Origin of the sequence: Reyranella sp. (assembly GCF_004297265.1) — a bacterium.
Lineage (GTDB): Bacteria > Pseudomonadota > Alphaproteobacteria > Reyranellales > Reyranellaceae > Reyranella.
In genome coordinates, this window is record NZ_SCUT01000065.1 from 51851 (window position 1) to 73577 (window position 21727).

Here is a 21727-nt window from a genome sequence, read left to right on the forward strand (position 1 = left end):
CGGGGGGCCGATGGCGGGCGTCGAGAGCATCGAGATCGAGATCGTGCGGCTGCCCCACGGGCAGGGCCTGCAGCTGCCTGATTATGCGACGGCCGCCGCCGCCGGGGCCGACCTGCTGGCCGCCATCGAAGAGGATATCGAGCTGGCGCCGCTCGAACGCCGGATCGTCCCGACCGGCCTCTCCATTGCCCTGCCCCCAGGGTTCGAGGCCCAGGTCCGGCCCCGTTCCGGACTGGCCGCCAAGCACGGAATCACGGTCGCCAACGCCCCCGGGACCATCGATGCCGACTATCGCGGCGAGGTCGGCGTCATCCTGATCAATCTCGGCAAGGAGCCGTTCCGCATCGAACGCGGCATGCGAATTGCACAGATTATCATTGCCCGACATGCCCGTGCCGTCTGGCGAGAGGTCTCGGCCCTCGACGAAACGGCACGGGGTGCGGGCGGCTTTGGTTCGACGGGAGTAACGGCCGGCTCACTCAAGAGGGCCTGAAGAGGGACGAGAACGGGATGCCTCGCCTCAGCAAAAAGACGATGTTCGCGATCGAGGCGGTTCTCGACGTGGCGTTCCATGTCGGCGATCACCCGGTGCGCAGCGGTGACATCACCGAGCGCCAGCGAATTCCCAAGCGTTATCTCGAGCAGGTCCTGCAGCATCTGGTGCGCGCCGGCATCCTGTCCGGAAAACGCGGGCCGCGCGGCGGCTATCGGCTGGGTCGGGACAAGACCAGCATCACCCTGGGCGAGGTCGTCCGGGTGGTGCGAAACCTCGAGGTCGAATCCGAGCCCAGCGATCCTTCGGTCGGCTCGCCGCTCGCCCATGAAGTGGTCTGGCCGCTGTGGGAGCAGCTGCGCGAGGAGATGATGGCGCAGCTCGACAACGTCACCATCGAGGATCTCTGCCAACAGGCCCGCTCGAAGGGGCTCGCCGTCTCGGCGCCACAGCCGCCACACGCAGGCCACGCGGCGATCTGATATACAGCTCCCCGGTTTTTATCCGGAGGAGCAAGACATGGCCAAGAAGACCGCTGTCGCGAAGGCGAAGAAAGCCAAACCCGCACCGCGCAACAAGAAGCTCTACGACGAGGGCATGAAGATGCGCAAAGCCGTGCTCGGCGCGGCCTACGTCGACAATTCGCTGGCAGGTGCTGCCGACGACGAGTTCATGATGGCCTTCCAGGACATCACCACCGAATACTGCTGGGGCTATGCCTGGACGCGGCCGGGCCTGTCGAAGAAGAACCGCTCGATGCTGAACCTCGCCATGCTGGCGGCGCTCAATCGCGGCCCCGAACTCAAGCTGCACATCAACGGCGCGCTGAACAACGGCCTCACCAAGGACGAGATCAAGGAGATTTTCCTCCAGGTCGCGATCTATTGCGGCATCCCCGCGAGCCTCGACGCCTTCAAGACCGCCCGCGACGTCTTCAAGGACCGCGGCATCTGAACCATGGCCTCGGTTCGGCCGGCACGGCCCGGTGAGGCGGCAGGCCTCACCGCGCTCTGCCTGCGCTCGAAGGCCCATTGGGGCTACGACGCGGAGTTCATGCGGCTCTGCGTGCCCTCGCTCACGATCGAGGAGCAGAGCATCGCCGAGGGCCGCGTGCTGGTGGCGACCGACGATTCCGGCCGGACGGCCGGCACCGTCAGCGTCGGTCGCGACGGCGACGATGCCGAACTCGCGCTGATGTTCGTCGAGCCTTCGGCGATCGGCGGCGGGACGGGACGGACGCTGTTCGAGGCCGCCGTCGCATTGGCGCGGGAACTGGGATACCGGCGCATGACCATTCTCGCCGACGTGAACGCCGCGCCCTTCTACGAACGCATGGGCGCGCGCTTCCTGCGAAACGAGCCGTCGGATGCGATTCCCGGCCGCGTCCTGCCATTCTATGAATACGACCTCACGTCAGGAGCTTCGTCATGACCACGCTCGCGCCTCCCGCCACCATCGCCTTCATCGGTCTCGGCATGATGGGCCGCCCGATGGCGAAACGCCTCGTCGAAGCCGGCTTCGCCTTGCGCGTGTTCGACGTGTCGCAGAAGGCGGTCTCCGATTTCGTCGGCGCCCATCCCTCGGCGCTGGCCACGGCGTCGGCGAAGGCCGCCGCCCAGGGCGCCGCGGCGCTGATCACCATGCTGCCCGACGGCAAGATCGTGCGGCAGGCCATCCTCGAAGGGCGCGACCCCGCGATCGAGGGGCTGGAGGCGGGCGCCGTCGTCATGGACATGAGCTCGTCCAATCCGGTGGACACGCAGAAGCTCGCGAAGGACCTCGCCGCCCGCGGCGTGGCCCTGCTCGACGCGCCGGTGTCGGGCGGCGTGAAGCGCGCGGTCGACGGCTCGCTCAGCATCATGGTGGGCGGTGCGGCCGCCGACCTCGAGCGCGCGCGGCCCGTTTTCGGCGCGATGGGCAAAACCATCACGCTGTGCGGCCCCGCCGGCGCCGGCCATGCGCTGAAGGCGCTCAACAACTACCTGTCGGCCGCCGGCCTGGTCGCGATGTGCGAGGCACTGGTCGTCGGTGAATCCTTCGGCCTCGATCCGGGCACCATGGTGGATGTGTTCAACAGCTCGACCGGCAAGAGCAACGCCACCGAGGTGAAGGGCCGCCAGTTCGTGGTGTCGAAGACCTTCGCAGCCGGCTTCACGACGGCTCTCATGGCCAAGGACCTGCGCACCGCGGGCGACGTCGCTGCCCATCTCAAGCTGCATGTACCCGGCCTGGAGCAGGCTGTGGCCTACTGGACCGACGCCGATGCCAAGCTCGGCAAGGGCGCCGACCATACCGAGATCTTCCGCTACGCCGAGATGCTGGCCGATAGGGAGTGACGAGGTCCGGGCGATCCGCCGCGGTGGAGGCCGTCTTTACAGAGCCGGGGGTGGCGTTTATATAAACGCCACCTAGGGCCCTTGGCGCTGCCTCCCCGGCGGCAACTCGATGGGGCCCATCCAGTACGACATAGCGCTGTTTTCAGGTTCGGCCGTTCCGGCCGCTGCAAGCGCGTGCGTCATTTCCCCCACCAGATCGAAGACCCATGAATCTCCAGGACCTCAAGAAGAAGAAGCCCCCCGAACTCTTGGCCTTTGCCGAAGAGCAGGGCGTGGAGGGTGCGGCGATGATGCGCCGCCAGGAGCTGATGTTCGCCATCCTCCAGAAGCTTGCCGCCGCCGACCAGGCGATCTTCGGCGTCGGCACCATCGAGGTGATCCCCGACGGCTTCGGCTACCTGCGCTCGATGGAAGCCAACTACCTGCCCGGCGCCGACGACATCTACGTCAGCCCCCAGCAGGTCCGTAAGTTCGGCCTGCGCACCGGCGACACGGTCGAAGGCGAGATCCGCGCGCCCAAGGACGGCGAGCGCTACTTCGCCATGGTGCAGATCAACAAGATCAACTTCGACGATCCCGACGCGCTGCGCCATCGCATCAACTTCGACTCGCTGACGCCGCTCTATCCCGACGAGAAGCTGAAGCTCGAACTCGACGGCGGTGCCGCCGCCATGGCGCCGGTCGTCACCGAGGAAGCGGTAGGCGGTTCGAAGGCGACTTCGTCGGGCCGCGTCGGCACGCGCCGCACCGGCACGCTGACCAAGAAGGCCGGCACGACGGCGCAGCAGCAGCTCGACATCTCGACCCGCGTGATCGACCTGATCGCGCCGATCGGCAAGGGCCAGCGCGCCCTGATCGTGTCGCCGCCGCGCACCGGCAAGACGGTGCTGCTGCAGAACATCGCGCACGCCATCACCGCCAACAATCCCGAGGTCTTCCTCATGGTGCTGCTCGTCGACGAGCGCCCCGAGGAAGTGACCGACATGCAGCGCACCGTGAAGGGCGAGGTCGTGAGCTCGACCTTCGACGAGCCGGCCAGCCGTCACGTCGCCGTCGCCGAGATGGTGATCGAGAAGGCCAAGCGCCTGGTCGAGCACAAGAAGGACGTGGTGATCCTGCTGGATTCCATCACGAGGCTGGGTCGTGCCTACAACACCGTCGTGCCGAGTTCCGGCAAGGTGCTGACCGGCGGTGTCGACGCCAACGCGCTCCAGCGTCCGAAGCGCTTCTTCGGTGCGGCCCGCAACATCGAGGAAGGCGGCTCTCTGACCATCATCGCGACCGCCCTGATCGACACCGGCAGCCGCATGGACGAGGTCATCTTCGAAGAGTTCAAGGGCACCGGTAACTCGGAAATCATCCTGGACCGCAAGGTCTCCGACAAGCGCACCTTCCCGGCGATCGACATCACCAAGTCGGGCACCCGCAAGGAGGAGCTGCTGGTCGACCGCGCGACGCTGTCGAAGATGTGGGTGCTGCGCCGCATCCTCATGCCGATGGGCGCGGTGGATGCGATCGAGTTCCTGCTCGACAAGCTCCGTACGTCGAAGACCAACCAGGATTTCTTCGGGTCGATGAATCAGTAGGCGCGCGCTCGCGCGCGCCTACGGTAGGCGGCAGCGCTTGTAACCAAGCGCGAGTCAGGCGCCGTAAACAGCGCCGACCCACACGGCTCAGAAAAGACAAGAACTCAGGAGAGCGCCGAAGTAATCGGCGCTCTTCTCATTTACGGCAGATCCCGGGCCTCCCGGCTCGCCGCGAACCACAGCCAGATCATCGCCTGTAGCACCAGCAAGACGATGGTCACGACCTGATGCGCCTCGGCGCGCGACAGGCCATGCACTGCGTCCATCCAGGCCAGCGCGGGCCCGATCGCCGCCTGCACCACGAAGGCGATCAGCATGCAGATGAGGTTGAGCGTGGTGTTGACCCGGCCCGCCAGCTCGGGCGCGAAGGCGCGCGTCACCAGCGCGTAGCAGACCACCGACATGCCGCCGAACATCACATAGGCAAACCACAGGAGCTTCGGCGCCGCCGTGACGTTGAGTGCGATCGGCACGTGGATGGCCAGGAACAGCGATCCGTAGACCAGCAACACCCGGCCGCCGCGCACGCCACGTCTGTGCAGCAGGTCGATAATCATGCCGCTGAAGAAGTAGCCGGGGACGATGGCGAGCGAGAGGGCGAACAGCGCGACACCGACCGACTGCTCGTCGAGGTGGGCCACGTCGCGCAGCCATCCCGCCGCCCAGAAACTTGCATAGCAGACCCAGACGCCGAGCGAGAAGGTCGGCGCAAGCCCGGCCTTCCAGAAGAGCGGCGTCCGGAGAACGCCGGCCAGGCCGCGCAGCTCGTCGGCCAGGCGGCCCTGTCCGCCCCGCTCGTATCGCGGAGCGGCGAGCAGCTGGTAGAGCGCGACGGCGACCGTGACGGCACCGAGACCCAGGAAGATCTGCCGCCAGTCGAAGTCGACCAGCAGCCATTGCACCGGGCGCGTCGCCATCGCGGCCCCCAGCCCGCCGAACGTCATCATGACGGCGTTGACCAGCGGCAGCCGCCCGATCGGCCAGTAGAGGACGTTGGCCTTGAAGCCACACATCAGCGCGACCGACAGGCCAAGGCCGATCAGGGCGCGGCCGATGCTGAGCGTGACGACGTCCTGCCCCAGGGCGAAAACGACGGCGCCCAGCGCGGTCGCCAGCAGCATGACCGGCGCCACGCGGCGCGGGCCGAAGCGGTCGAGCGCCACGCCGGCGGGAAGCTGGGCCGCGGTGAAGGCCGCCAGGTACATCGAGGTCACGACGCCGATGGCTGCATCGTCGAGGCCGAGTTCGCTGCGCAGGGCCGGCGCGACCACGGCATTGAGCGAGCGGAACAGGAAGCTCAGGAAGTAGCCGAGGGCAAACGGCAGGAACGCCGTCAGGGCGAGCCTCAAGAGCGATCGCCCGTCCTGGCGAACACCGCGCTCGCATGGACGATGCGCTCCTCGCCGACCTTCAGGTAGCAGTTGGCGAAGGCCAGCCGCCCGCCGACCTTGTGAACGTCGACATGGGCCTCGACCCAGTCGCCGATCTTCGCCGAGCCCGCGAAGTCGGTCTTGACGCTCGCGGTGACGATCAGCGGCGAGGGCGTCTGGCTGCGCGTCGTGCGATAGCCCAGCGAGATGTCGCACAGGGTCATGAGGATGCCGCCATGGGCGACGCCGCGTGCGTTGGCGTGCTTGGGCTGGATGCGCAATCCCACCACGAAGGTGCCATCGGCATTCTCGCGATAGAAGAACGGCCCGTTATGGTCGAGGAACGGGCTGGTGCGGAACAGCGGCTTGTAGCCGGCCGGTGGATCGGAGACTGGTGGATCGGAGGCTGGCGGCCTGCTCTCGTCCATGGATCAGGCTCCGAGATCGGCTGCGACCGCATGGCGCTGTGCCGCGGAGACGTCGACCCTGGGGCCGAACCAGGCCTCGAAGCCCGGCCGCCCCTGGTGCAGCAGCATGCCCAGCCCGTCGATGCAGCGGTTGCCGCGCGAACGGGCGGCGGCCAGCAGGTAGGTTTCCAGCGGCACGTAGACGATGTCGTAGACCACCGACTCGTGCGGCAGCTTCGCGAGGTCGATGTCGAGCCCTGGCTGGCCCTTCATGCCGAGGGAGGTGGTGTTGACCAGCAAGGTCGCGCCCTGCAGCAGGTCCGAACGCTCGTCCCACGAGCCGACCACGATGCGCTGTCCGCCCGGCGGGGTGAGCGCGACGGCGAGGTCGACCGCGGTCTCGCGCGTCCGGTTGACCAGCCGCAGCTCGGGCACACCGACATCGATCAGGCTGGCGACGATCGCGCGGGCCGCTCCGCCGGCGCCCAGCACGACGACCGGTCCGGTGTCCGGCATCCAGTGCGGCGCGTTGTACTTGAGGGCTTCGAGGAAACCGAACCCGTCGGTGTTGCGGCCCTCCAGCGTGCCGTCGGGCTGCTTCACGATGGTGTTCACCGCGCCGATGCGGCGGGCGACGGGGTCGATGCGATCGAGCAGCGGCAGGATCTCGACCTTGTGAGGCAGGGTGAGGTTGCAGCCGCGCGCGTTGGGCGTCGCCTTGAGGAACGTCACGAGTTCCTCCAGCGCGGCGCGCTCGGGTTTCACGGGAAGGCGGCCATAGTGCCCGTCGACATGGTGCTGCTTCAGCCAGAAGCCGTGCAGTGCGGGCGAGCGCGAATGCTCGACCGGCCAGCCGACGATGGCGGCGAAGGGCCGGCCGGCGGCCTCGGCGAGAAGTGTGTCGTAGGCGCTCATGCGACTCTCTCCAGTCCGATGCCATGCCCGGCGAGAAACGAAAGCAGCGGCAGCAGCGGCAGGCCGAGGATGGTGAAATAGTCGCCTTCGACCTTCGTGAAAAGATGCGCGCCCAGGCCTTCGAGCTGGTAGGCGCCGACGGAACTGGTCACCGCCTCACCGGCGCGCGCGAGATAGGCATCGAGGAAGCTGTCGGGCAGCGGCCGCATGGTGAGCCGCGCACGCTCGTTGAAATGCCAGAGGCGCACGCCGCCCCTCGCCACGACGACCGAGGAATGGAGTTCGTGCGTCTGGCCGGCCAGCGCCTGAAGCTGCGTGCGGGCCGCGGCCATCGTCGGCGGCTTGTCGAACAGGCGGCCGTTGCAGGCGAGCGTCGTGTCGGCGCCGATCACCATCGCCTGGGGCCGTCGCATCGAGACGCGTTTTGCCTTCAGCTCCGCCAGGGTCTCGGCGATGTCCTGCGGAGTCGCCTTTTCTGCGGTGAGGCTCAGCTTCACCTCATCCTCGTCGACGCCCGATGTCTCGACCGTGAAATCGAGGCCGGCACTCTGCAGCATCTGCCGGCGTGAGGGGCTGGCGGAAGCGAGGATCAGCATGGGCGTTACGCAGGCTCCAGGCGGTAAAGGCCCCCACTGTCGGTGTGGGTGACGATATAGAGGAGGCCGTCGGGCCCCTGACGAACGTCGCGGATATAGGGAAGCAGGTCGACGAGCAACCGCTCTTCGCCGACATACCGGTCGCCATCGAGCTCGATGCGGAACAGGGCGTTGTCCGAGAGCGCGCCGGTGAAGATCGAACCCTTCCAGCCCGGGAACCGGTCGCCGGTGTAGAAGGCGAGGCCGCTCGGCGAGATCGACGGCACCCAGACCCGCACCGGGTCTTCCATCCCGGGCAGGCTCTTGTTCGGGCTGATGGTCGAGCCGCTGTAGTCGATTCCGTGGGTGGCCCGCGGCCAGCCATAGTTGGCGCCGGCCTTCAGCAGGTTGAGTTCGTCGCCACCGCGCGGCCCATGCTCGACGAGCCAGATGCGGCCGGTGCCGGGATGCATCGCCATGCCCTGCGGATTGCGATGGCCGTACGAGAAGATCTCCGGGCGCGCTCCCTCGCGGCCGACGAAGGGATTGTCCGGCGGGACCGAGCCGTCGTCGCGCAGCCGCACCGCCTTGCCGCCGAGATCGGCGAGGTTCTGCGCGCGCTGCATCTGGTAGCGTTCGCCGCAGGTCACGTAGAGCAGGCCAGCCCGGTCGAAGACGATGCGCGAGCCGAAATGCAGACCGCCGGACGTGCGCGGCAAGGCCTCGAAGATCCGCTGTACACCGACCAGGGCGTTGTTTCGGAACTCGGCCCGCGCCAGCACCGTCGCGGCGCCGCCCTCGCCCTCTCCTGAATAGGTGAGATAGAGCACCGAGTTCCGGGCGAAGTCCGGATGCAGGCAGATGTCGAGCAGCCCGCCCTGGCCGCGGGCATAGACTTTGGGCAGGCCGCCGACCGGCGCCCGTTCCAGCCGGCCGTTGGCAAAGATCCGCAGCCGGCCCGGCCGCTCCGTGATCAGCAATCGGCCGTCGGGCAGGAAGGCCATGCCCCACGGCTGTTCGAGGTCGAGCGTCAGCATCCTCAGGCTGTAGGAAGCCTTGCTGCTGCGCAGGACCTGCTGGGCGCGCGCGACGGCGGGAGCGGCCAGCGCCGCAGCGGCGGTCGCGGCGAGAAGGCGGCGACGTCCGAGAAAGACCTTCCCGAGCATAAACTCTCCTGTCGAAGGCCGCGCCGGGCTGGCGCCTGAAAGGCCGGTCACTATACTCGACGCGCGCAAGCAGGCGACGTTCCTCGGTCGCCGCGGCAAGGGGAGAAATTCAGATGTCGAAGTCCATCCTGATTCATGAAAACGGCGGCCCGGAGAAGATGAAGTTCGAAGAGGTCGAGGTCGGCAAGCCCGGCCCTGGCCAGGTCAAGCTGCGTCACACGGCCATCGGCCTCAACTTCATCGATGTCTACACCCGCTCCGGCCTGTACCAGACGCCGATGCCCAACGCGGTCGGCCGCGAGGCTGCCGGCGTCATCGTCGAAGTCGGCCCCCGGGTGAAGGGCTTCAAGAAGGGCGACCGCGTGGCTTACTGCGGCGTGCTGGGCGCCTACTGCCAGGAGCGCCTGATGGGTGTCGACCAGCTCGTGAAGGTGCCGACGGGTGTGAGCGACGAGCAGGCGGCCGCGATCATGCTGAAGGGCATGACGACCGAGTATCTCGTCGACCGGACCGCCAAGGCGTGGCTGAAGAAGGGTGACACGGTCCTGTTCCATGCCGCCGCCGGCGGCGTCGGGCTGCTGTTCGGCCAGTGGGCCAAGGCGCGCGGTTACAAGGTGATCGGCACGACCTCGTCGCCCGAGAAGGCCGCGCTGGCCAAGAAGAACGGCTACAAGTGGGTGATCGACTACACCAAGCAGGACATCGTGGCCGAGGTGAAGAAGATCACCAAGAACAAGGGCGTGCCCGTCGTGTTCGACGGCGTCGGCAAGGACACCTGGGCGGCGTCGCTCGACTGCCTGCAGCCGCGCGGCCTGATGGTGTCGTTCGGCAACGCCTCGGGCGCCGTTGCGCCGATTCCGCTCGGCATCCTCAACACCAAGGGCTCGCTCTACGTCACGCGTCCCAGCCTCTTCGCCTACACCTCCACGCGCGCCGATCTCGAAGCCAGCGCCCGCTCGCTGTTCAAGATGGTGAAGAGCGGCAAGGTGAAGATCTCGATCGATCAGCACTATCCGCTGGCCGAGGCCGCCCAGGCGCATATCGACCTGGAGAGCCGCAAGACCACGGGGCAGACCGTTCTGGTTCCCTAGCACAGCACGGCCTCACCCTGAGGAGCGCTCCGCAAGGAGCGCGTCTCATCGCGCGGAGTAACCTCCGCGCTGGGGTGGGAACGAGCACCACGTCTGTTGCCCATCCTTCGAGACGGCCGCTGCTGCGGCCTCCTCAGGATGAGGTAGGTGGGGGGAAATTGAGACGGAAAGAGTTCTAGATGGTCATCGTCGGACTGACCGGTTCGATCGGCATGGGCAAATCGACCGCGGCGAAGATGCTGCGGGAGATGGGCGTGCCCGTGTACGACGCCGATGCCGCCGTCCACGCCCTTCAGGCGCCGGGCGGCGCGGCGCTGCCCGGCATCGAGGCGGCGTTTCCCGGTGTGGTGAAGGCGGGCGTGCTCGACCGTCAGGCGCTGGGTGCGCGCGTCTTCGGCAACAAGGAAGCGCTGCGACGGCTCGAGGCGATCGTGCATCCGCTGGTCGGCCAGAGGCAGCGCGCCTTCCTGCGGCGCGCCGCCCTCGCGGGGGAGAAGTTGGTCGTGCTCGACATTCCGCTGCTGTTCGAAGGGATGGGCGAGCGGCGGGTCGATGCCACCCTGGTGGTGAGCGGGCCGGCGTTTCTTCAGCGTCGTCGCGTCCTGGCGAGGCCCGGCATGACGGTTGAAAAGTTCGAAGGCATCCTGCGCCAGCAGGTGCCGGACGCGCTGAAGCGGCGCAAGGCCAGCATCGTGATCCCGACCGGCCTGGGCCTCGCGCCGACCCGTGCGGCGCTCGGCAAGGCCGTGGCCGAATTGCGCGAGCTGCGCGGAGAGTTCTGGCCGCCCAACCCGTGGCGGGAGAAATTCACAGCCCGCCTCGCGCGCGCGCGTCGCAAGTAGGTCGCCGACGGGCTAGAAGATCGGGATGCGTGAAGTCGTCCTCGATACCGAGACCACGGGCCTCGATCCTCTCGCCGGCCATCGCGTGGTCGAGATCGGCTGCATCGAGCTGGTCAACCTGGTGGCCACCGGCCGCTCACTGCAGCTCTACCTCAATCCCGAGATGCCGATGCCGGCCGGCGCACAGGAAGTGCACGGCCTCACCGACGAGTTCCTGGCCGACAAGCCCCTGTTCGCCGACAAGGCGGAGGAACTGCTGGAGTTCCTGGGCGACGCCCAGCTCGTCATCCACAACGCGCAGTTCGACCTGGGCTTCCTCAACGCCGAGTTCGCGCGCGTCGGCAAGCCCAAGCTTGCGAACGACTATGTCGACACGGTCTCGCTGTCGCGGCGCAAGTTTCCCGGACAGCGCGCCAGCCTCGATGCCCTGTGCGACCGGTTCGGCATCGACAACACCAAGCGCACCAAGCACGGGGCGCTCCTCGATTCGGAGCTGCTGGCGGAAGTCTATCTGGAGCTGAGCGGCGGCCGGCAACGCGATCTCGGTCTCGCCCCGGAGATGGCGGCGGCGGGCCTCGAAGGCCTGGTCGACCAGAGCCGGCCCGTCCGTCCGGCCCGTCCGCACGCGGCCAGCCCCGAGGAGCTCGCCGCCCATGCGGAGTTCCTGAAGAAGATCAGCGAGCCGCTCTGGCTGAAGGTCGACGCTTAGCACTTCCTCCCCAGTCAGCTGGGGAGGTGTCGCGCCTCGCGCGACGGAGGGGTCATGACCCCATCGCCCTCGTAGGACGAGGGCACTTCCCCTTTGCGGAGCCCGCAAAGGGGAAGAGATTGTCTATGTTGGAAAAACTCTAAGCGTGGCCGACCGGGCCGGCGGGCATGCCGGGCATCTGGCCGCCATTGGCCTCGAGCTGCTGGCGGAAGAGCGCCACGAAATCGACCGGGGCGATGTTGAGCGGTGGGAAGCCGGCCTCGCGCGTGGCATTGGCCACGATGGCGCGGGCGAACGGGAAGAGCAGGCGCGGCGTCTCGATGAAGAGCATCGGACCGAAGGCCTCCTGCGGCAGCTCGCCCAGGGTCACGGTGCCGGCATAGACCAGCTCGAGCATGAACAGGGGTTCCTTTTCCGGCGTATGCGCGGAAGCCTCGATGGTGAGCGACACTTCGAAGGTCTTGGCATCGAACTGGCGGTTGGCCACCTGCACGTTCAGCGTGAGCTGCGGCTGGGTCTGCTCGATCAGGCTCTGCGGCGCGCGCGGATTCTCGAAGCTGAGATCCTTGATGTACTGGCCGTGCAGGGTGAGCGGCGCGGCGGGACCCGCCTGGGCGGTCTGGCCGGAGGGCGGGGCGGACGGCGGAGGGGTGGTCGTCATGGCGCTCTTTCCAATCGTCTTGGACAAACGTTTGCTGCGGCGCGGCGGTACCATGCAGGGCTGCACTGCACAAGCTGCGGCCGGGCCCGGGCGCGCCGCGATTGCCAAGACGGGGACCAGCGGTGAAAATGACACTTCCGCTATTTGCACGCTCCGGCAGTCCATGAATCGCTCCTCTCCGCGCCCCCTGATCGGTATTCCCGCCTGTCTCAAGGAAAACGGCCGCGGCGGCTGGCATCACACGGTCGGCGAGAAATACGTCCAGGCCGCGCTCCGCGCCGCCGGCGGCCTGCCGGTCATCATCCCCGCCATCGGGGCCGATTTCGGCGACGAGCCGGGCTTCCTCGAGGCGATGGATCGCCTGCTCGACGGTCTCGACGGCGTGCTGCTGACCGGCAGCCCCTCGAATGTCGAGCCGCATCATTACGGCAAGGAGAGCCGCGACGGCACGCTGCATGACCCTGCGCGCGATTCCACGACCCTGCCGCTGATCCGGCACGCGATCGACCGCGGCGTGCCGCTGTTCGCGATCTGCCGCGGTCTGCAGGAGGTCAATGTCGCGCTGGGGGGCTCGCTGCACCAGCATGTGCACGAGGTCGAGGGGCGGCGCGATCACCGTTCGCCAAAGTCGCCCGACATGGACGTGAACTATGCGCCGGCCCACGATATCGACGTGGCCGAAGGCGGCCTCCTGCACAGCCTGCTGGGCGAGACGCGCGTGAGGGTGAATTCCCTGCACGGGCAGGGTGTCGACGTGCTGGCGCCGCGGGCGCGGCTCGAAGCGACATGCTGCGACGACGGACAGGTGGAGGCGCTGAGCGTGCCAGACGCGCCGGGCTTCGTACTCGCGCTGCAATGGCATCCCGAATACAAGGCGCTCGAGAATCCGGTCTCGATGAAACTGTTCGACGCGTTTGCTGCAGCCTGCCGCGCGCGCATGACGGCGCGGTCGGTCCCGCTGCTGCGCGCCGCCGAATAGGGCCGCCATGTCCGCGCCGACCACCGGTAACAACGCACGGCGCGATTTCTACGAACGCATCGGCGGCCTCTCGATGGCGCCGCTCTGGGAATCGCTGCACCAGCTCGTGCCGCCGAGCCCCGCGCCGAAGTACCAGGCCGCGCACTGGGACTACGACAAGGTGCGCCCGTTCCTGATGGAGTCGGGCGCGCTGATCACCGCCAAGGAAGCGGTGCGGCGGGTGCTGATCCTCGAGAATCCGGCGATGACGGGCAGCGCCTGCATCACGCCGACGCTCTATGCCGGCCTGCAGCTCATCCTGCCGGGCGAAGTGGCGCCCAGCCATCGCCATACCCAGTCGGCATTGCGCTTCATCGTCGAGGGCGAGGGCGCCTACACCGCGGTCGACGGCGAGCGCACGATCATGCACGAGGGCGACTTCGTCATCACGCCGACCTGGACCTGGCACGATCACGGCAACGATTCGTCGAGGCCGATGGTGTGGCTGGACGGGCTCGACATCCCGCTGGTCGCGATGTTCAACGCGGGCTTCGCGGAGACCGGCGAGACCGACGAGCAGGTCGTGACGACGCCGCTGGGCACCTCCGACGCGAAGTTCGCGAGCGGCCTCCTGCCCGTCGACTGGAAGCCGTCGCGGCAGACCTCGCCGATCTTCAACTATCCCTACGCGCGCACGCGCGAGGCGCTGCACGGCCTCGTCCGGGCCGGCGCCCCCGATCCCTGCCACGGCTACAAGCTGCGCTACGTCAATCCGGCAAGCGGCGGCGCGCCCATCGCCACCATGGGCACTTTCATGCAGCTGGTCCCGAAAGGCTTCGCGACGGCGCCCTATCGCTCCACCGACGGCACGGTCTTCTCGGTCGTCGAAGGCGAGGGCGAGAGCCGGATCGGCGACCAGGTGATGCGCTGGAAGAAGCGCGACCATTTCGTCGTGCCGAGCTGGGCCAGGGTCGAGCATCGCGCGGACAGCGACGCCGTCCTGTTCTCCTTCTCGGATCGTCCCATCCAGGAAAAGCTCGACCTGTGGCGCGAGGATCGCGGCGGGAAGTAGACGTAAAGGTATCGTCGTCTCGACCGGAGCACCGAAGGTGCGGAGTGGAGAGACGACGGGTTTGTTCCTTCTAGACCCAGCCCGCTTCCTTGACGCTGTCGCGGTACGTCTTGCTGACCGGCACGCGCAGTCCGTTGCGCAGGATCAGGATGAGCCGGCCGGTGCTTCGATCCACCGATGCGACCGCACCCTCCGCCACCCACCAGGAACGATGGACCTGCTGCCCGCGTTCGGCGCCGAGCTCGGCCAGCGCGTCGCGCAGGCGCATCAGGACGAGATCGCTGCCCAGTGTCGTGTGAATGCGCAGGTAGTGGTCCTCCATCTCGAGAGCCAGCAGGTCGCGACCGAGCGCGGGCGGGACACGGCGCAGGAAATCGGGGGCTACCGGCTGGGGCGTGTCGACCTCCGGGATGGCCGGCGCCGGAGGCAGCGCGGCCACCCGGGCCAGTTCGGCGTCGGCCTTGGCGCGCAGGCGCTGCTCGACGAACAGGCCGATCATCACCGAGACGACCACCGTCAGGAAGGCATTCTCCGGATAGAGCTTCGGCGCCAGCGACAGCGGAATGGGCCGTACCAGCCAGGAATGGACGGCGATGACCTCGAAGGTGCTGGGGATCGCCGCAAGCAGGCCGACCAGGGTCATGCGGCCGGCAACCGGCCAGCGGTCGATTGGTTCGAGGGTACCGAACCAGGCGGCCAGAAGGACGACCTGGATCCAGCTCAAGAGCCCGATGATCCCGAAATGCGCCAGTCGCTGGACGAGGTCCATGCTCTGGTACGTGCCGAACGGGCCGATCACGGCCAGCACCAGCGCGACGCCGAGGACCGGCAGAAGCTGATACGGCAACGACCGGACGTAAGGCGATTCGCGCATCGTGAACGGATGAATGACGGCAGATCGCGAAAAACGCCAGCACTTCCACGCAGCGACGATGGAACGGGAGTGGCCCTGCACGGAAGGTGAAGACAACGCCGTCCGCTTCGGAGCCTGCCATGTCGCAGCCGTTACAGATCGTCCTCCAGATCGTCATGAACACCCCGCTCTGGGTGTGGCCACTGATGGTCCTCGTCGTCTGGCTGGGGGTGAAGGGGCTGCGGACCCGGACCCTGCCGCTGTGGCGGCTGGGGATCCTGCCGGTCGTCGGGCTGGGCCTGTCCTTGGTCGGCATCGGCCAGTCCCCCCGGCCGGCGCTGGCCCTGGTCGCCTGGCTGGCGGCCTTGGCCATCGCCCTGCCGCTGGGGTTCCTGCTCGGTCGCCGCCGCGCCGTCCGGCGTCTCGATGACGGCCGGCTGGAGATCGGCGGGGGCTGGTTCATGCTGGTCTTCGGCCTCTCGATCTTCGCCGTTCGCTATGCGCTGGGCGTCGTCTTCGGGATGGCGCCCGCGCTCCGGGCGGATCCGGCGTGGACCGCCCTGGCCGGCGGCGTCGGCGGATTCGTGGCGGGCATCGGCCTCGGCTGGCTGGGCGGCGTGGGCGGCCGGTCCAGCCGCTGGGTCCGGCGTATCGGTTGGGGCCCGGCGATCCTGCTGCCGGTCGTTGCCGCCGGATTCGGCGGCGTCATCGGCTTCAGCACACCGGGTGAACTGCCGCGCCTGCTCGCGGGCGATTCGCTGCCGGGCATGTCGACCTGGAACTGGGCCGAGCTTCCGCCGGTCCAGCGCGTGGCGGCGCGCGATGGCGCAGCGCTTGCCTACCGGGTCTATCCGGCCCGCGCCGACCGCGCGGTCGTGCTGGTCCACGGCTCGTCGAGCGCCAGCATCTCGATGCACAAGTCGGCGCAGGCGCTGCAGGCGGCGGGCGCCACGGTCTATTCGATCAGCCTGCGCGGCCATGGCGGCAGCGGCACGGCCATCGGCGACACCTCGTATCGCGACCAGCTCGACGACGACCTGGTGGATTTCGTGAAGGCGGTTGGACTCGCCGATCCGAAGATCCAGAAGACCCTGATCGGTTTCTCCTCGGGCGGCGGCTTCGTGCTGCGCACGGCGAGCGGCGCCAACCGGCAGGCCTTCGATGCCTATCTCGCGATCTCGCCCTACATCGCGCAGGACGCAGCCACCACGCGCTCCGACTCGGGCGGCTGGGCGAGCGTGGCCGTGCCGCGCGTCGTTGCGCTCTCGATCCTCGACGGTCTCGGCCTGCCCTGGTTCCAGGGGCTGCCGGTCGTCCGCTTCGCGACTGCATCGGGGCCGAGCGAGAATCGTACGCCGGTCTACTCCTTCCGGCTGGCCGCGGGCCTTCAGCTCAGCCGCGACTGGCGCCGTGAGATCGCGCGCATCGACCGGCCGACGATCGTCGCCGTCGGCGCGAACGACGAACTGTTTTGGGCCGGGCAGTACGAGCCGCTGCTCAAGGACCTCAATCCGCGGATCTCCGTGGAGGTCGTGCCGGGCCTCGGCCATCTCGACATGATCGCCCAGGAGCGGGCCTGCGCAGCCGTCACCGCCCTGTGGCGACGGCTGTCGGGCGAGAGTGGAACCTGAGGAGGCCTGCCTAGTTCCAGACGGCGATGTCGACCAGCTTGCCGTTCATGCCCTTGACGGTGCCGACTTGCGTGGCCTTGCCGCTGGCGAGATCGATCGTATAGAGCGTGCCGCCGCCGATCAGCCAGGCCGTGTTCTTGCCTTCACCCTCGTTGGCGATGTCCATCACCACGTCGGGCGCGCCGGTGATGCCGACCATGCCACGCGTCTTCAGGACGCCGTCGTTCGGCGGGTTCTGCAAGACCAGGCCGCCGGTGCTTCCGTCGACATGGAACAGCTCGGTGGCCTTCGCCCCCTTCATCGAATTGGTGTAGGCACCGGCCGCCACCATCGGTTTCTTGCCCGTGTTGGTATCGGACGCGTCATAGTTCAGCGGCTTGTCGACGGTGGTCGCACCGGTGTCGACGTTGATACGCAGACTGACGCCGTCGGCGGCGATCACGCGCAGCCGGTCGGCGACCGGATTGAAATCGACGACCGGGCGGGCGCCGAGCGTCACCTTCTCCGACAGCATGCTGCCCGGCGTGGCCGTGGCGGTGGCCGGATCGATGGTCACGAGCTGTCCGGTTTCGGTGAGGCCCCACAGCTTGCCGTCCGCGGGACGAACGTCGATGCCCACCAGCTTGCCGGTGCCGGAAATCACCATCGGGGCCGAGGCCGCCATCATGCTCGTGTCGATCTTGACCAGCTTGTTGTCGTTGGTGAGGCCGACCAGCGTACCGGCGTGCGCCGCCGCAGCCGTCATGCCAATGGCGAGTGCCGCCAACGAAGTGCCGCCGATCCGGGCGAAAGCGGGGAGCGTGAAGCGGTTCACCAGAGTCATCGAGGCCTCTCCTGTTTCCAGATTGTCGTGCGGATGCACGAATCTTAGACGCAGAAGGACTGCGATCTGGATTGCACAGGTCACGCAGTCGTGAGGCTGTCAGGCCACCCGCTTCTTCTGCGCCGCGATCGAGCCGGCGCACTGGTCGGGCGGCAGGGGACGCAGCTGGGTGTCGTAGGCGTCGGCGAATTCGGCTTTGAAGGGCTGTCCGTCGCGTTGGTACATCGACACGAAGAGGGTGCAGGCGTCCGACTTGTAGCGCAGCACGCGGGCCGTCCCGTCCTTGCGGTCGAGCTGGGGGGCGCCGAACAAAGCCACGAGTTGGGCCTCGTCGAGACCCTTGATGCGGTCCGCGGGGATCGGCGAGCCGGCGTTGCGGGAACTGAAGACGCCCTTCTCACCGGCGCCGAGGAAGTATTCCTGAGTGCCCGTCTGGCAGCCGGCCAGCAGAAAGAAGGCCGCGAGTGCCCCGAATCCAGATTTCATGCGCACACTTTAACGCGGCGTCGTTGGCCGGTTAAGAGGCGGCTTCAGCGATTGCGCGATATGGACCATCGCCGCCATGCCGAGGACCGGCACGATCAGGTTGAGGATCGGGATGGTGCCGAGAAAGACGATGGCGATGCCGGTGAGCCACAGGGTTCCGGCGTTCGCCTTGCGCCAGGCCCTCACCTCGGCCGGGTCGCGCCGGCGCAGCGCCACCTGCTCGTAGTATTCGCGGCCGGCCAGCCAGCCGTTGACTCCGTAGAAAAGGACCGCGCCCAGTCCGGCGACGAACAGGGCAACGACATAGAAGGGCAGCATCACCAGGTTGATCGCCAGCAGGGCGAACAGGAACAGGATGCCCGACCAGAGGCCGGTCCAGATCGGAATGCCGCGCGCCGGGCCGAGATGCGGATAGTGCCGGGCTTCGACGATGTCGGCGATGCGCTCCATGAAGATGGAGATGACGATGCCGAAACTCGCCGGAAACAGCATCAGCGCCAGCACCGTCACGGCGCCGCCGCCCAGCCAGCGGATCGTCTCGTTCACCCAGGACCACTGAAAGGTCGCAAACGACTGCAGCGCCCACCAGGCCAGCACGCCCAGCGCGATCTGCAGCACCAGCGACAGCGCCAGCGACTGCCAGACGATGACGCGCAGCTTGGGATCGCCAAGCTGCTGCACCGCCAGTTCGAAGGCGCGGATCATGGGCGTCCCATCATGAATGCGACCTCAGGCCTGCGGTCCGACGACGCCGGCGGCCTTCAGCTCGCCGATCTCCTTCGCCGAGAAGCCACGCTCGCTCAGGATCTCGTCGGTGTGCTGGCCGCGCCGGGCCGCGGGGCCCTGCACGCCTTCCTTGGTGCGCGAGAAGCGCGGCGCCGCCGCCGGCTGCGCGAAGCCGGCCACGTCGACATAGGCGTTGCGCGCCTTGGCGTGGGGATGCTGCGCCGCTTCCTTCATGGTGAGAACCGGGGCGAAGCAGATGTCCGTGCCTTCCATGATCGCGCACCATTCGTCGCGCGTTTTGGTCTTGAAGATGGAAGCCATTCGGCTCTTGAGCTGTGCCCAGGCCTTGCGGTCCATCTGCGCCGGCAGCGCCTCGCCCTTCAGGCCGGTCTTCTCGAGCAGCAGGTCGTAGAATTGCGGCTCGATCGAGCCGATCGAGACATGCTTGCCGTCCTTCGTCTCGTAGGTGCCGTAGAAGTGCGCGCCGCCGTCGAGCAGGTTGCTCTCGCGCTCCTCGGCGTTCCACAGGCCGGCGCCGGTCATGCCGTAGAGTGCGCCCAGCAGCAGAGCCGTACCGTCGACCATGGCCGCGTCGACCACCTGCCCCTTGCCGGAACGCTGCGCCTCGAGCAGGCCGCACACCATGCCGAAGGCCAGCAGCATGCCGCCGCCGCCGAAATCGCCCACGAGGTTGAGCGGTGGCACCGGCTTGTCCTTGCCGCCGATCGCATGCAGCGCGCCGGTCAGCGCGATGTAGTTGATGTCGTGGCCGGCGGCCTTGGCGAGCGGACCTTCCTGGCCCCAGCCCGTCATGCGGCCGTAAACGAGCTTGGGATTGCGGGCGAGGCAGACGTCGGGCCCTAGGCCCAGCCGTTCGGCGACGCCGGGCCGGAAGGGTTCGGTCATGCCGTCGGCCTTCTCGATCAGTCGCAGCACGACCTCGACGCCTTCCTTGCTCTGCAGGTCGACCGACACCGAGCGGCGGCTCCTGTTGTGCACCGCGAACTTCGGATCGGCCAGCCGGTCCATCACATGCGCCTTCGTTCGATCGACGCGGATCACGTCAGCGCCCATGTCACCCAGCATCATCGAGCACATCGGGCCGGGACCGATACCCGCCAGTTCGACGATCGTCAGTCCCGAGAGTGGACCCGCCATGATTTTCCTCCTGCAGAATGCGCGTTCTTCTGTCGGACGATGGTAGCCGAAGGGTTCGGCGTTACAAAACGTATCGCCCGGTCTAAAGTTCGCGCCGCGAAGTGGGACGGTCGGAGGAAACGGGATGGGGTTGGGCCGCATTGTCGCGTCGGCGGTGCTTGCGTTCGGCGTAGCCAACGGCGCGTGGGCGCAGAAGGCGGAATCGCCGCCGCCGGCGACGCCCAAGGAATACAGCCAGCAGTTCCTGGTGCCGGGCTCCTGGTTCCACGGCGTACATGGACTTGCCTTCAACAAGGACGACCAGCTGTTCGCCGGTTCGGTGATCGGCCAGACGCTGTATCGCGTGCAAGTCGACTCTGGCGAGGTCGACCGCGTGATCGATCCGCCGACCGGCATGGCCGACGACATCGCCTTTGCCGACGACGGCACGATGGCGTGGACGGCGTTCCTGATCGGCAAGGTCTATATCCGCAAGCCCAACGGCAAGACGATCGAGGTCGCCAACGGCATGACCGGGCCCAACTCGCTCGCGTTCGGCAAGGACGGGCGGCTGTTCGTCTCCGAGGTCTTCCTCGGCGACGCGCTCTACGAGATCGACATCAAGAACGTCGACAAGCCCGACTTCAAGCCGCTGGCGCGTAACGAGCTGCGCCGCATCGCCGAGAAGCTGGGCGGCCTCAACGGTTTCGAGGTGCACAAGGACGACGGCTTCCTGTACGGCCCGCTCTGGTTCAAGGGCGAGATCGTGAAGGTGAATCTCGAGACCGGCGCCACCGAGGCGATCGCCTCGGGCTTCAAGACTCCGGCCGCCGCCAACATCGATCCGCAGAACCGCGACAACGTCTATGTCGTCGACACCGGCACCGGCGGCATCTGGAGCGTGAGCCTCACCAGCAAGGCCAAGAAGCTGGTCGCCTCGATGAAACCCGGCCTCGACAATCTCGCCTTCGATTCGCGCGGCCGCCTGTTCGTGACCTCGATGACCGACAACGGCGTCTACCTGGTCGACAAGCAGACGGGCGCGCATCGCACCATCGTCGAGGGCAAGCTCGCCGTTCCGACCGACCTCGCCGTCACCAGCGAGGGCGGCAAGGACACGGTGCACGTGGCCGACGTGTTCAGCTATCGCACGGTCGACGGCGCCAACGGCGACGTGACGGACGTGCTGCGCGTGCATGGCGAGACGCACGCCTATCCGATCGGCATCTCGGTCGGCCCGAAGAACGTGCTGCTGTCGAGCTGGTTCTCCAACACCGTCGAGAAGGTCGACCGCAAGACCGGAAAGCTGGTGGCGACGCTCGGCGAATTCGCCGCGCCCGTCGATGCGGTGGAATTCGCCGACGGCACGATCTACGTGGCCGAGCTGGCGAGCGGCAACCTCGTGAAGGTGAGCGCCGACGGCAAGGAGCGCAGCACCGTCATGAAGGAGCTGCGCGGTCCGGTGGCCATGGTGCATGGGGCGGGTCCGCTGATCTATGTGACGGAAATCTCGGCCGGCGTCGTCACGGAGATCGACGTTACCGCGGGTACGCGCAAGGTGGTGGCCGACAATCTCACCGGCCCGGAAGGCATCGACCTCGGGCCGGACGGCAAGCTCTACGTCGCCGAGGTCGGTCAGAAGCGGGTCGTTTCGATCGATCCCGCGACCGGCGCGAAGACGGTGATCGCCTCCAACCTCGATATCGGCCTGGCGCCGTTTCCCGGCGGCCCCCCGGCGCTGGTGCCCACCGGCGTCGCGGTCGGCCGTACCGGCATCGTCTATGTCAGCGCCGACATAAGGAACTCGCTCTACAAGCTCACGCCTCCCTGATCGGAGCGCGCCACTCCAGTGGCGCTCATGATTCAAGATCCGGGCGCCACTGGAGTGGC

Annotated in this window: 24 protein-coding genes and 1 pseudogene; 14 read left to right on the forward strand and 11 right to left on the reverse strand. The window is 67.5% G+C overall.

Features of this window, described 5'->3' with window-relative positions; genetic code table 11:
* Positions 1-10: 10 nt before the first annotated feature.
* From dut to rho, 7 genes and pseudogenes are all read left to right on the forward strand, one after another.
* The gene (gene dut, locus EPO41_RS29220) at positions 11-493 is read left to right on the forward strand and encodes a dUTP diphosphatase (protein ID WP_296333095.1); all 483 of its coding nucleotides are present in this window, start codon (positions 11-13) and stop codon (positions 491-493) included.
* A 17-nt stretch (positions 494-510) separates the two neighbouring features.
* Positions 511-975, forward strand: a complete 465-nt coding sequence (locus tag EPO41_RS29225; protein WP_296333096.1) for an Rrf2 family transcriptional regulator — start codon at positions 511-513, stop codon at positions 973-975.
* 37 nt (positions 976-1012) lie between these two features.
* Positions 1013-1447, forward strand: coding sequence for a carboxymuconolactone decarboxylase family protein (locus tag EPO41_RS29230; protein ID WP_296333097.1), 435 nt, complete (start codon positions 1013-1015; stop codon positions 1445-1447).
* A 3-nt stretch (positions 1448-1450) separates the two neighbouring features.
* Complete coding sequence (locus tag EPO41_RS29235; protein ID WP_296333099.1) at positions 1451-1924, forward strand: GNAT family N-acetyltransferase; 474 nt, start codon at positions 1451-1453, stop codon at positions 1922-1924.
* Positions 1921-2829, forward strand: a complete 909-nt coding sequence (locus tag EPO41_RS29240) for an NAD(P)-dependent oxidoreductase (protein WP_296333101.1) — start codon at positions 1921-1923, stop codon at positions 2827-2829. The genes EPO41_RS29235 and EPO41_RS29240 overlap by 4 nt, the downstream gene beginning before the upstream one ends.
* A gap of 206 nt (positions 2830-3035) precedes the next feature.
* Positions 3036-3485 (forward strand): annotated as a pseudogene (locus EPO41_RS29795) (Rho termination factor N-terminal domain-containing protein); the annotation flags it as partial.
* A gap of 15 nt (positions 3486-3500) precedes the next feature.
* A complete protein-coding gene (gene rho / locus EPO41_RS29245; protein WP_363247782.1) occupies positions 3501-4415 on the forward strand; it encodes a transcription termination factor Rho in 915 nt (304 codons plus the stop codon).
* Positions 4416-4555: 140 nt separating this feature from the next.
* Here rho and EPO41_RS29250 read toward each other — a convergent pair whose 3' ends face one another.
* The 5 genes from EPO41_RS29250 to EPO41_RS29270 are packed head-to-tail and all read right to left on the reverse strand — an operon-like array spanning position 4556 to position 8848.
* Complete coding sequence (locus tag EPO41_RS29250) at positions 4556-5764, reverse strand: MFS transporter (protein ID WP_296333106.1); 1209 nt, start codon at positions 5762-5764, stop codon at positions 4556-4558.
* The gene (locus EPO41_RS29255) at positions 5761-6213 is read right to left on the reverse strand and encodes a PaaI family thioesterase (protein ID WP_296333108.1); all 453 of its coding nucleotides are present in this window, start codon (positions 6211-6213) and stop codon (positions 5761-5763) included. The genes EPO41_RS29250 and EPO41_RS29255 overlap by 4 nt, the downstream gene beginning before the upstream one ends.
* A gap of 3 nt (positions 6214-6216) precedes the next feature.
* Positions 6217-7107: a shikimate dehydrogenase gene (locus EPO41_RS29260; protein ID WP_296333110.1), complete on the reverse strand. Its 891-nt coding sequence runs from the start codon at positions 7105-7107 to the stop codon at positions 6217-6219.
* Positions 7104-7703: a Maf family protein gene (locus tag EPO41_RS29265; RefSeq protein ID WP_296333112.1), complete on the reverse strand. Its 600-nt coding sequence runs from the start codon at positions 7701-7703 to the stop codon at positions 7104-7106. The genes EPO41_RS29260 and EPO41_RS29265 overlap by 4 nt, the downstream gene beginning before the upstream one ends.
* A 5-nt stretch (positions 7704-7708) precedes the next feature.
* Positions 7709-8848 carry a PQQ-dependent sugar dehydrogenase gene (locus EPO41_RS29270; RefSeq protein ID WP_296333116.1) on the reverse strand — a complete coding sequence of 380 codons (1140 nt, stop codon included), beginning with the start codon at positions 8846-8848 and terminating at the stop codon, positions 7709-7711.
* Between the two features lie 113 nt (positions 8849-8961).
* On the opposite strand from EPO41_RS29270, the gene EPO41_RS29275 reads away from it, so the two are divergent.
* The 3 genes from EPO41_RS29275 (at position 8962) to dnaQ (ending at position 11490) form a co-directional block, all read left to right on the forward strand.
* Positions 8962-9939, forward strand: coding sequence for a quinone oxidoreductase (locus EPO41_RS29275; protein WP_296333120.1), 978 nt, complete (start codon positions 8962-8964; stop codon positions 9937-9939).
* 179 nt (positions 9940-10118) lie between these two features.
* Positions 10119-10781 (forward strand): dephospho-CoA kinase, encoded by a 663-nt coding sequence (gene coaE / locus EPO41_RS29280; protein ID WP_296333122.1) that lies wholly within the window; start codon positions 10119-10121, stop codon positions 10779-10781.
* Positions 10782-10806: 25 nt separating this feature from the next.
* Positions 10807-11490 carry a DNA polymerase III subunit epsilon gene (gene dnaQ / locus EPO41_RS29285; protein ID WP_296333123.1) on the forward strand — a complete coding sequence of 228 codons (684 nt, stop codon included), beginning with the start codon at positions 10807-10809 and terminating at the stop codon, positions 11488-11490.
* 139 nt (positions 11491-11629) lie between these two features.
* Here dnaQ and secB read toward each other — a convergent pair whose 3' ends face one another.
* Entirely contained in the window at positions 11630-12151 is a 522-nt protein-coding gene (gene secB / locus EPO41_RS29290) for a protein-export chaperone SecB (protein WP_296333125.1), read from the reverse strand.
* 163 nt (positions 12152-12314) lie between these two features.
* Between secB and EPO41_RS29295 the strand changes: the two genes are divergently transcribed.
* Positions 12315-13130 (forward strand): gamma-glutamyl-gamma-aminobutyrate hydrolase family protein, encoded by an 816-nt coding sequence (locus tag EPO41_RS29295; protein WP_296333126.1) that lies wholly within the window; start codon positions 12315-12317, stop codon positions 13128-13130.
* Positions 13131-13137: 7 nt separating this feature from the next.
* Positions 13138-14181 carry a gentisate 1,2-dioxygenase gene (gene gtdA, locus EPO41_RS29300; protein WP_296333128.1) on the forward strand — a complete coding sequence of 348 codons (1044 nt, stop codon included), beginning with the start codon at positions 13138-13140 and terminating at the stop codon, positions 14179-14181.
* A gap of 70 nt (positions 14182-14251) precedes the next feature.
* Here gtdA and EPO41_RS29305 read toward each other — a convergent pair whose 3' ends face one another.
* Positions 14252-15028, reverse strand: a complete 777-nt coding sequence (locus EPO41_RS29305) for a LytTR family DNA-binding domain-containing protein (RefSeq protein ID WP_296333131.1) — start codon at positions 15026-15028, stop codon at positions 14252-14254.
* A gap of 146 nt (positions 15029-15174) precedes the next feature.
* On the opposite strand from EPO41_RS29305, the gene EPO41_RS29310 reads away from it, so the two are divergent.
* Entirely contained in the window at positions 15175-16665 is a 1491-nt protein-coding gene (locus EPO41_RS29310; protein ID WP_296333133.1) for an alpha/beta fold hydrolase, read from the forward strand.
* A gap of 10 nt (positions 16666-16675) precedes the next feature.
* On the opposite strand, the gene EPO41_RS29315 is transcribed toward EPO41_RS29310, so the two are convergent.
* The 4 genes from EPO41_RS29315 to EPO41_RS29330 all read right to left on the reverse strand — a co-directional run bounded on the left by EPO41_RS29315 (position 16676) and on the right by EPO41_RS29330 (position 19858).
* Positions 16676-17488: a DUF4394 domain-containing protein gene (locus EPO41_RS29315; RefSeq protein WP_296333134.1), complete on the reverse strand. Its 813-nt coding sequence runs from the start codon at positions 17486-17488 to the stop codon at positions 16676-16678.
* A gap of 99 nt (positions 17489-17587) precedes the next feature.
* A complete protein-coding gene (locus tag EPO41_RS29320; RefSeq protein ID WP_296333137.1) occupies positions 17588-17974 on the reverse strand; it encodes a hypothetical protein in 387 nt (128 codons plus the stop codon).
* A 9-nt stretch (positions 17975-17983) separates the two neighbouring features.
* Positions 17984-18679, reverse strand: coding sequence for an EI24 domain-containing protein (locus EPO41_RS29325; protein ID WP_296333139.1), 696 nt, complete (start codon positions 18677-18679; stop codon positions 17984-17986).
* 24 nt (positions 18680-18703) lie between these two features.
* The gene (locus EPO41_RS29330; RefSeq protein WP_296333141.1) at positions 18704-19858 is read right to left on the reverse strand and encodes a CaiB/BaiF CoA-transferase family protein; all 1155 of its coding nucleotides are present in this window, start codon (positions 19856-19858) and stop codon (positions 18704-18706) included.
* 130 nt (positions 19859-19988) lie between these two features.
* On the opposite strand from EPO41_RS29330, the gene EPO41_RS29335 reads away from it, so the two are divergent.
* Entirely contained in the window at positions 19989-21668 is a 1680-nt protein-coding gene (locus EPO41_RS29335; RefSeq protein ID WP_296333142.1) for a PQQ-binding-like beta-propeller repeat protein, read from the forward strand.
* Positions 21669-21727: the final 59 nt, after the last annotated feature.

Bases quoted from the DNA above. Each gene is read 5' to 3' on its own strand.
- dut (WP_296333095.1), top strand. From the start codon at position 11: ATGGCGGGCGTCGAGAGCATCGAGATCGAGATCGTGCGGCTGCCCCAC.
- EPO41_RS29225 (WP_296333096.1), top strand. From the start codon at position 511: ATGCCTCGCCTCAGCAAAAAGACGATGTTCGCGATCGAGGCGGTTCTC.
- EPO41_RS29230 (WP_296333097.1), top strand. From the start codon at position 1,013: ATGGCCAAGAAGACCGCTGTCGCGAAGGCGAAGAAAGCCAAACCCGCA.
- EPO41_RS29235 (WP_296333099.1), top strand. From the start codon at position 1,451: ATGGCCTCGGTTCGGCCGGCACGGCCCGGTGAGGCGGCAGGCCTCACC.
- EPO41_RS29240 (WP_296333101.1), top strand. From the start codon at position 1,921: ATGACCACGCTCGCGCCTCCCGCCACCATCGCCTTCATCGGTCTCGGC.
- rho (WP_363247782.1), top strand. From the start codon at position 3,501: ATGGCGCCGGTCGTCACCGAGGAAGCGGTAGGCGGTTCGAAGGCGACT.
- EPO41_RS29255 (WP_296333108.1), bottom strand. From the start codon at position 6,213: ATGGACGAGAGCAGGCCGCCAGCCTCCGATCCACCAGTCTCCGATCCA.
- EPO41_RS29260 (WP_296333110.1), bottom strand. From the start codon at position 7,107: ATGAGCGCCTACGACACACTTCTCGCCGAGGCCGCCGGCCGGCCCTTC.
- EPO41_RS29265 (WP_296333112.1), bottom strand. From the start codon at position 7,703: ATGCTGATCCTCGCTTCCGCCAGCCCCTCACGCCGGCAGATGCTGCAG.
- EPO41_RS29270 (WP_296333116.1), bottom strand. From the start codon at position 8,848: ATGCTCGGGAAGGTCTTTCTCGGACGTCGCCGCCTTCTCGCCGCGACC.
- EPO41_RS29275 (WP_296333120.1), top strand. From the start codon at position 8,962: ATGTCGAAGTCCATCCTGATTCATGAAAACGGCGGCCCGGAGAAGATG.
- coaE (WP_296333122.1), top strand. From the start codon at position 10,119: ATGGTCATCGTCGGACTGACCGGTTCGATCGGCATGGGCAAATCGACC.
- dnaQ (WP_296333123.1), top strand. From the start codon at position 10,807: ATGCGTGAAGTCGTCCTCGATACCGAGACCACGGGCCTCGATCCTCTC.
- secB (WP_296333125.1), bottom strand. From the start codon at position 12,151: ATGACGACCACCCCTCCGCCGTCCGCCCCGCCCTCCGGCCAGACCGCC.
- EPO41_RS29295 (WP_296333126.1), top strand. From the start codon at position 12,315: ATGAATCGCTCCTCTCCGCGCCCCCTGATCGGTATTCCCGCCTGTCTC.
- gtdA (WP_296333128.1), top strand. From the start codon at position 13,138: ATGTCCGCGCCGACCACCGGTAACAACGCACGGCGCGATTTCTACGAA.
- EPO41_RS29310 (WP_296333133.1), top strand. From the start codon at position 15,175: ATGTCGCAGCCGTTACAGATCGTCCTCCAGATCGTCATGAACACCCCG.
- EPO41_RS29315 (WP_296333134.1), bottom strand. From the start codon at position 17,488: ATGACTCTGGTGAACCGCTTCACGCTCCCCGCTTTCGCCCGGATCGGC.
- EPO41_RS29320 (WP_296333137.1), bottom strand. From the start codon at position 17,974: ATGAAATCTGGATTCGGGGCACTCGCGGCCTTCTTTCTGCTGGCCGGC.
- EPO41_RS29325 (WP_296333139.1), bottom strand. From the start codon at position 18,679: ATGATCCGCGCCTTCGAACTGGCGGTGCAGCAGCTTGGCGATCCCAAG.
- EPO41_RS29330 (WP_296333141.1), bottom strand. From the start codon at position 19,858: ATGGCGGGTCCACTCTCGGGACTGACGATCGTCGAACTGGCGGGTATC.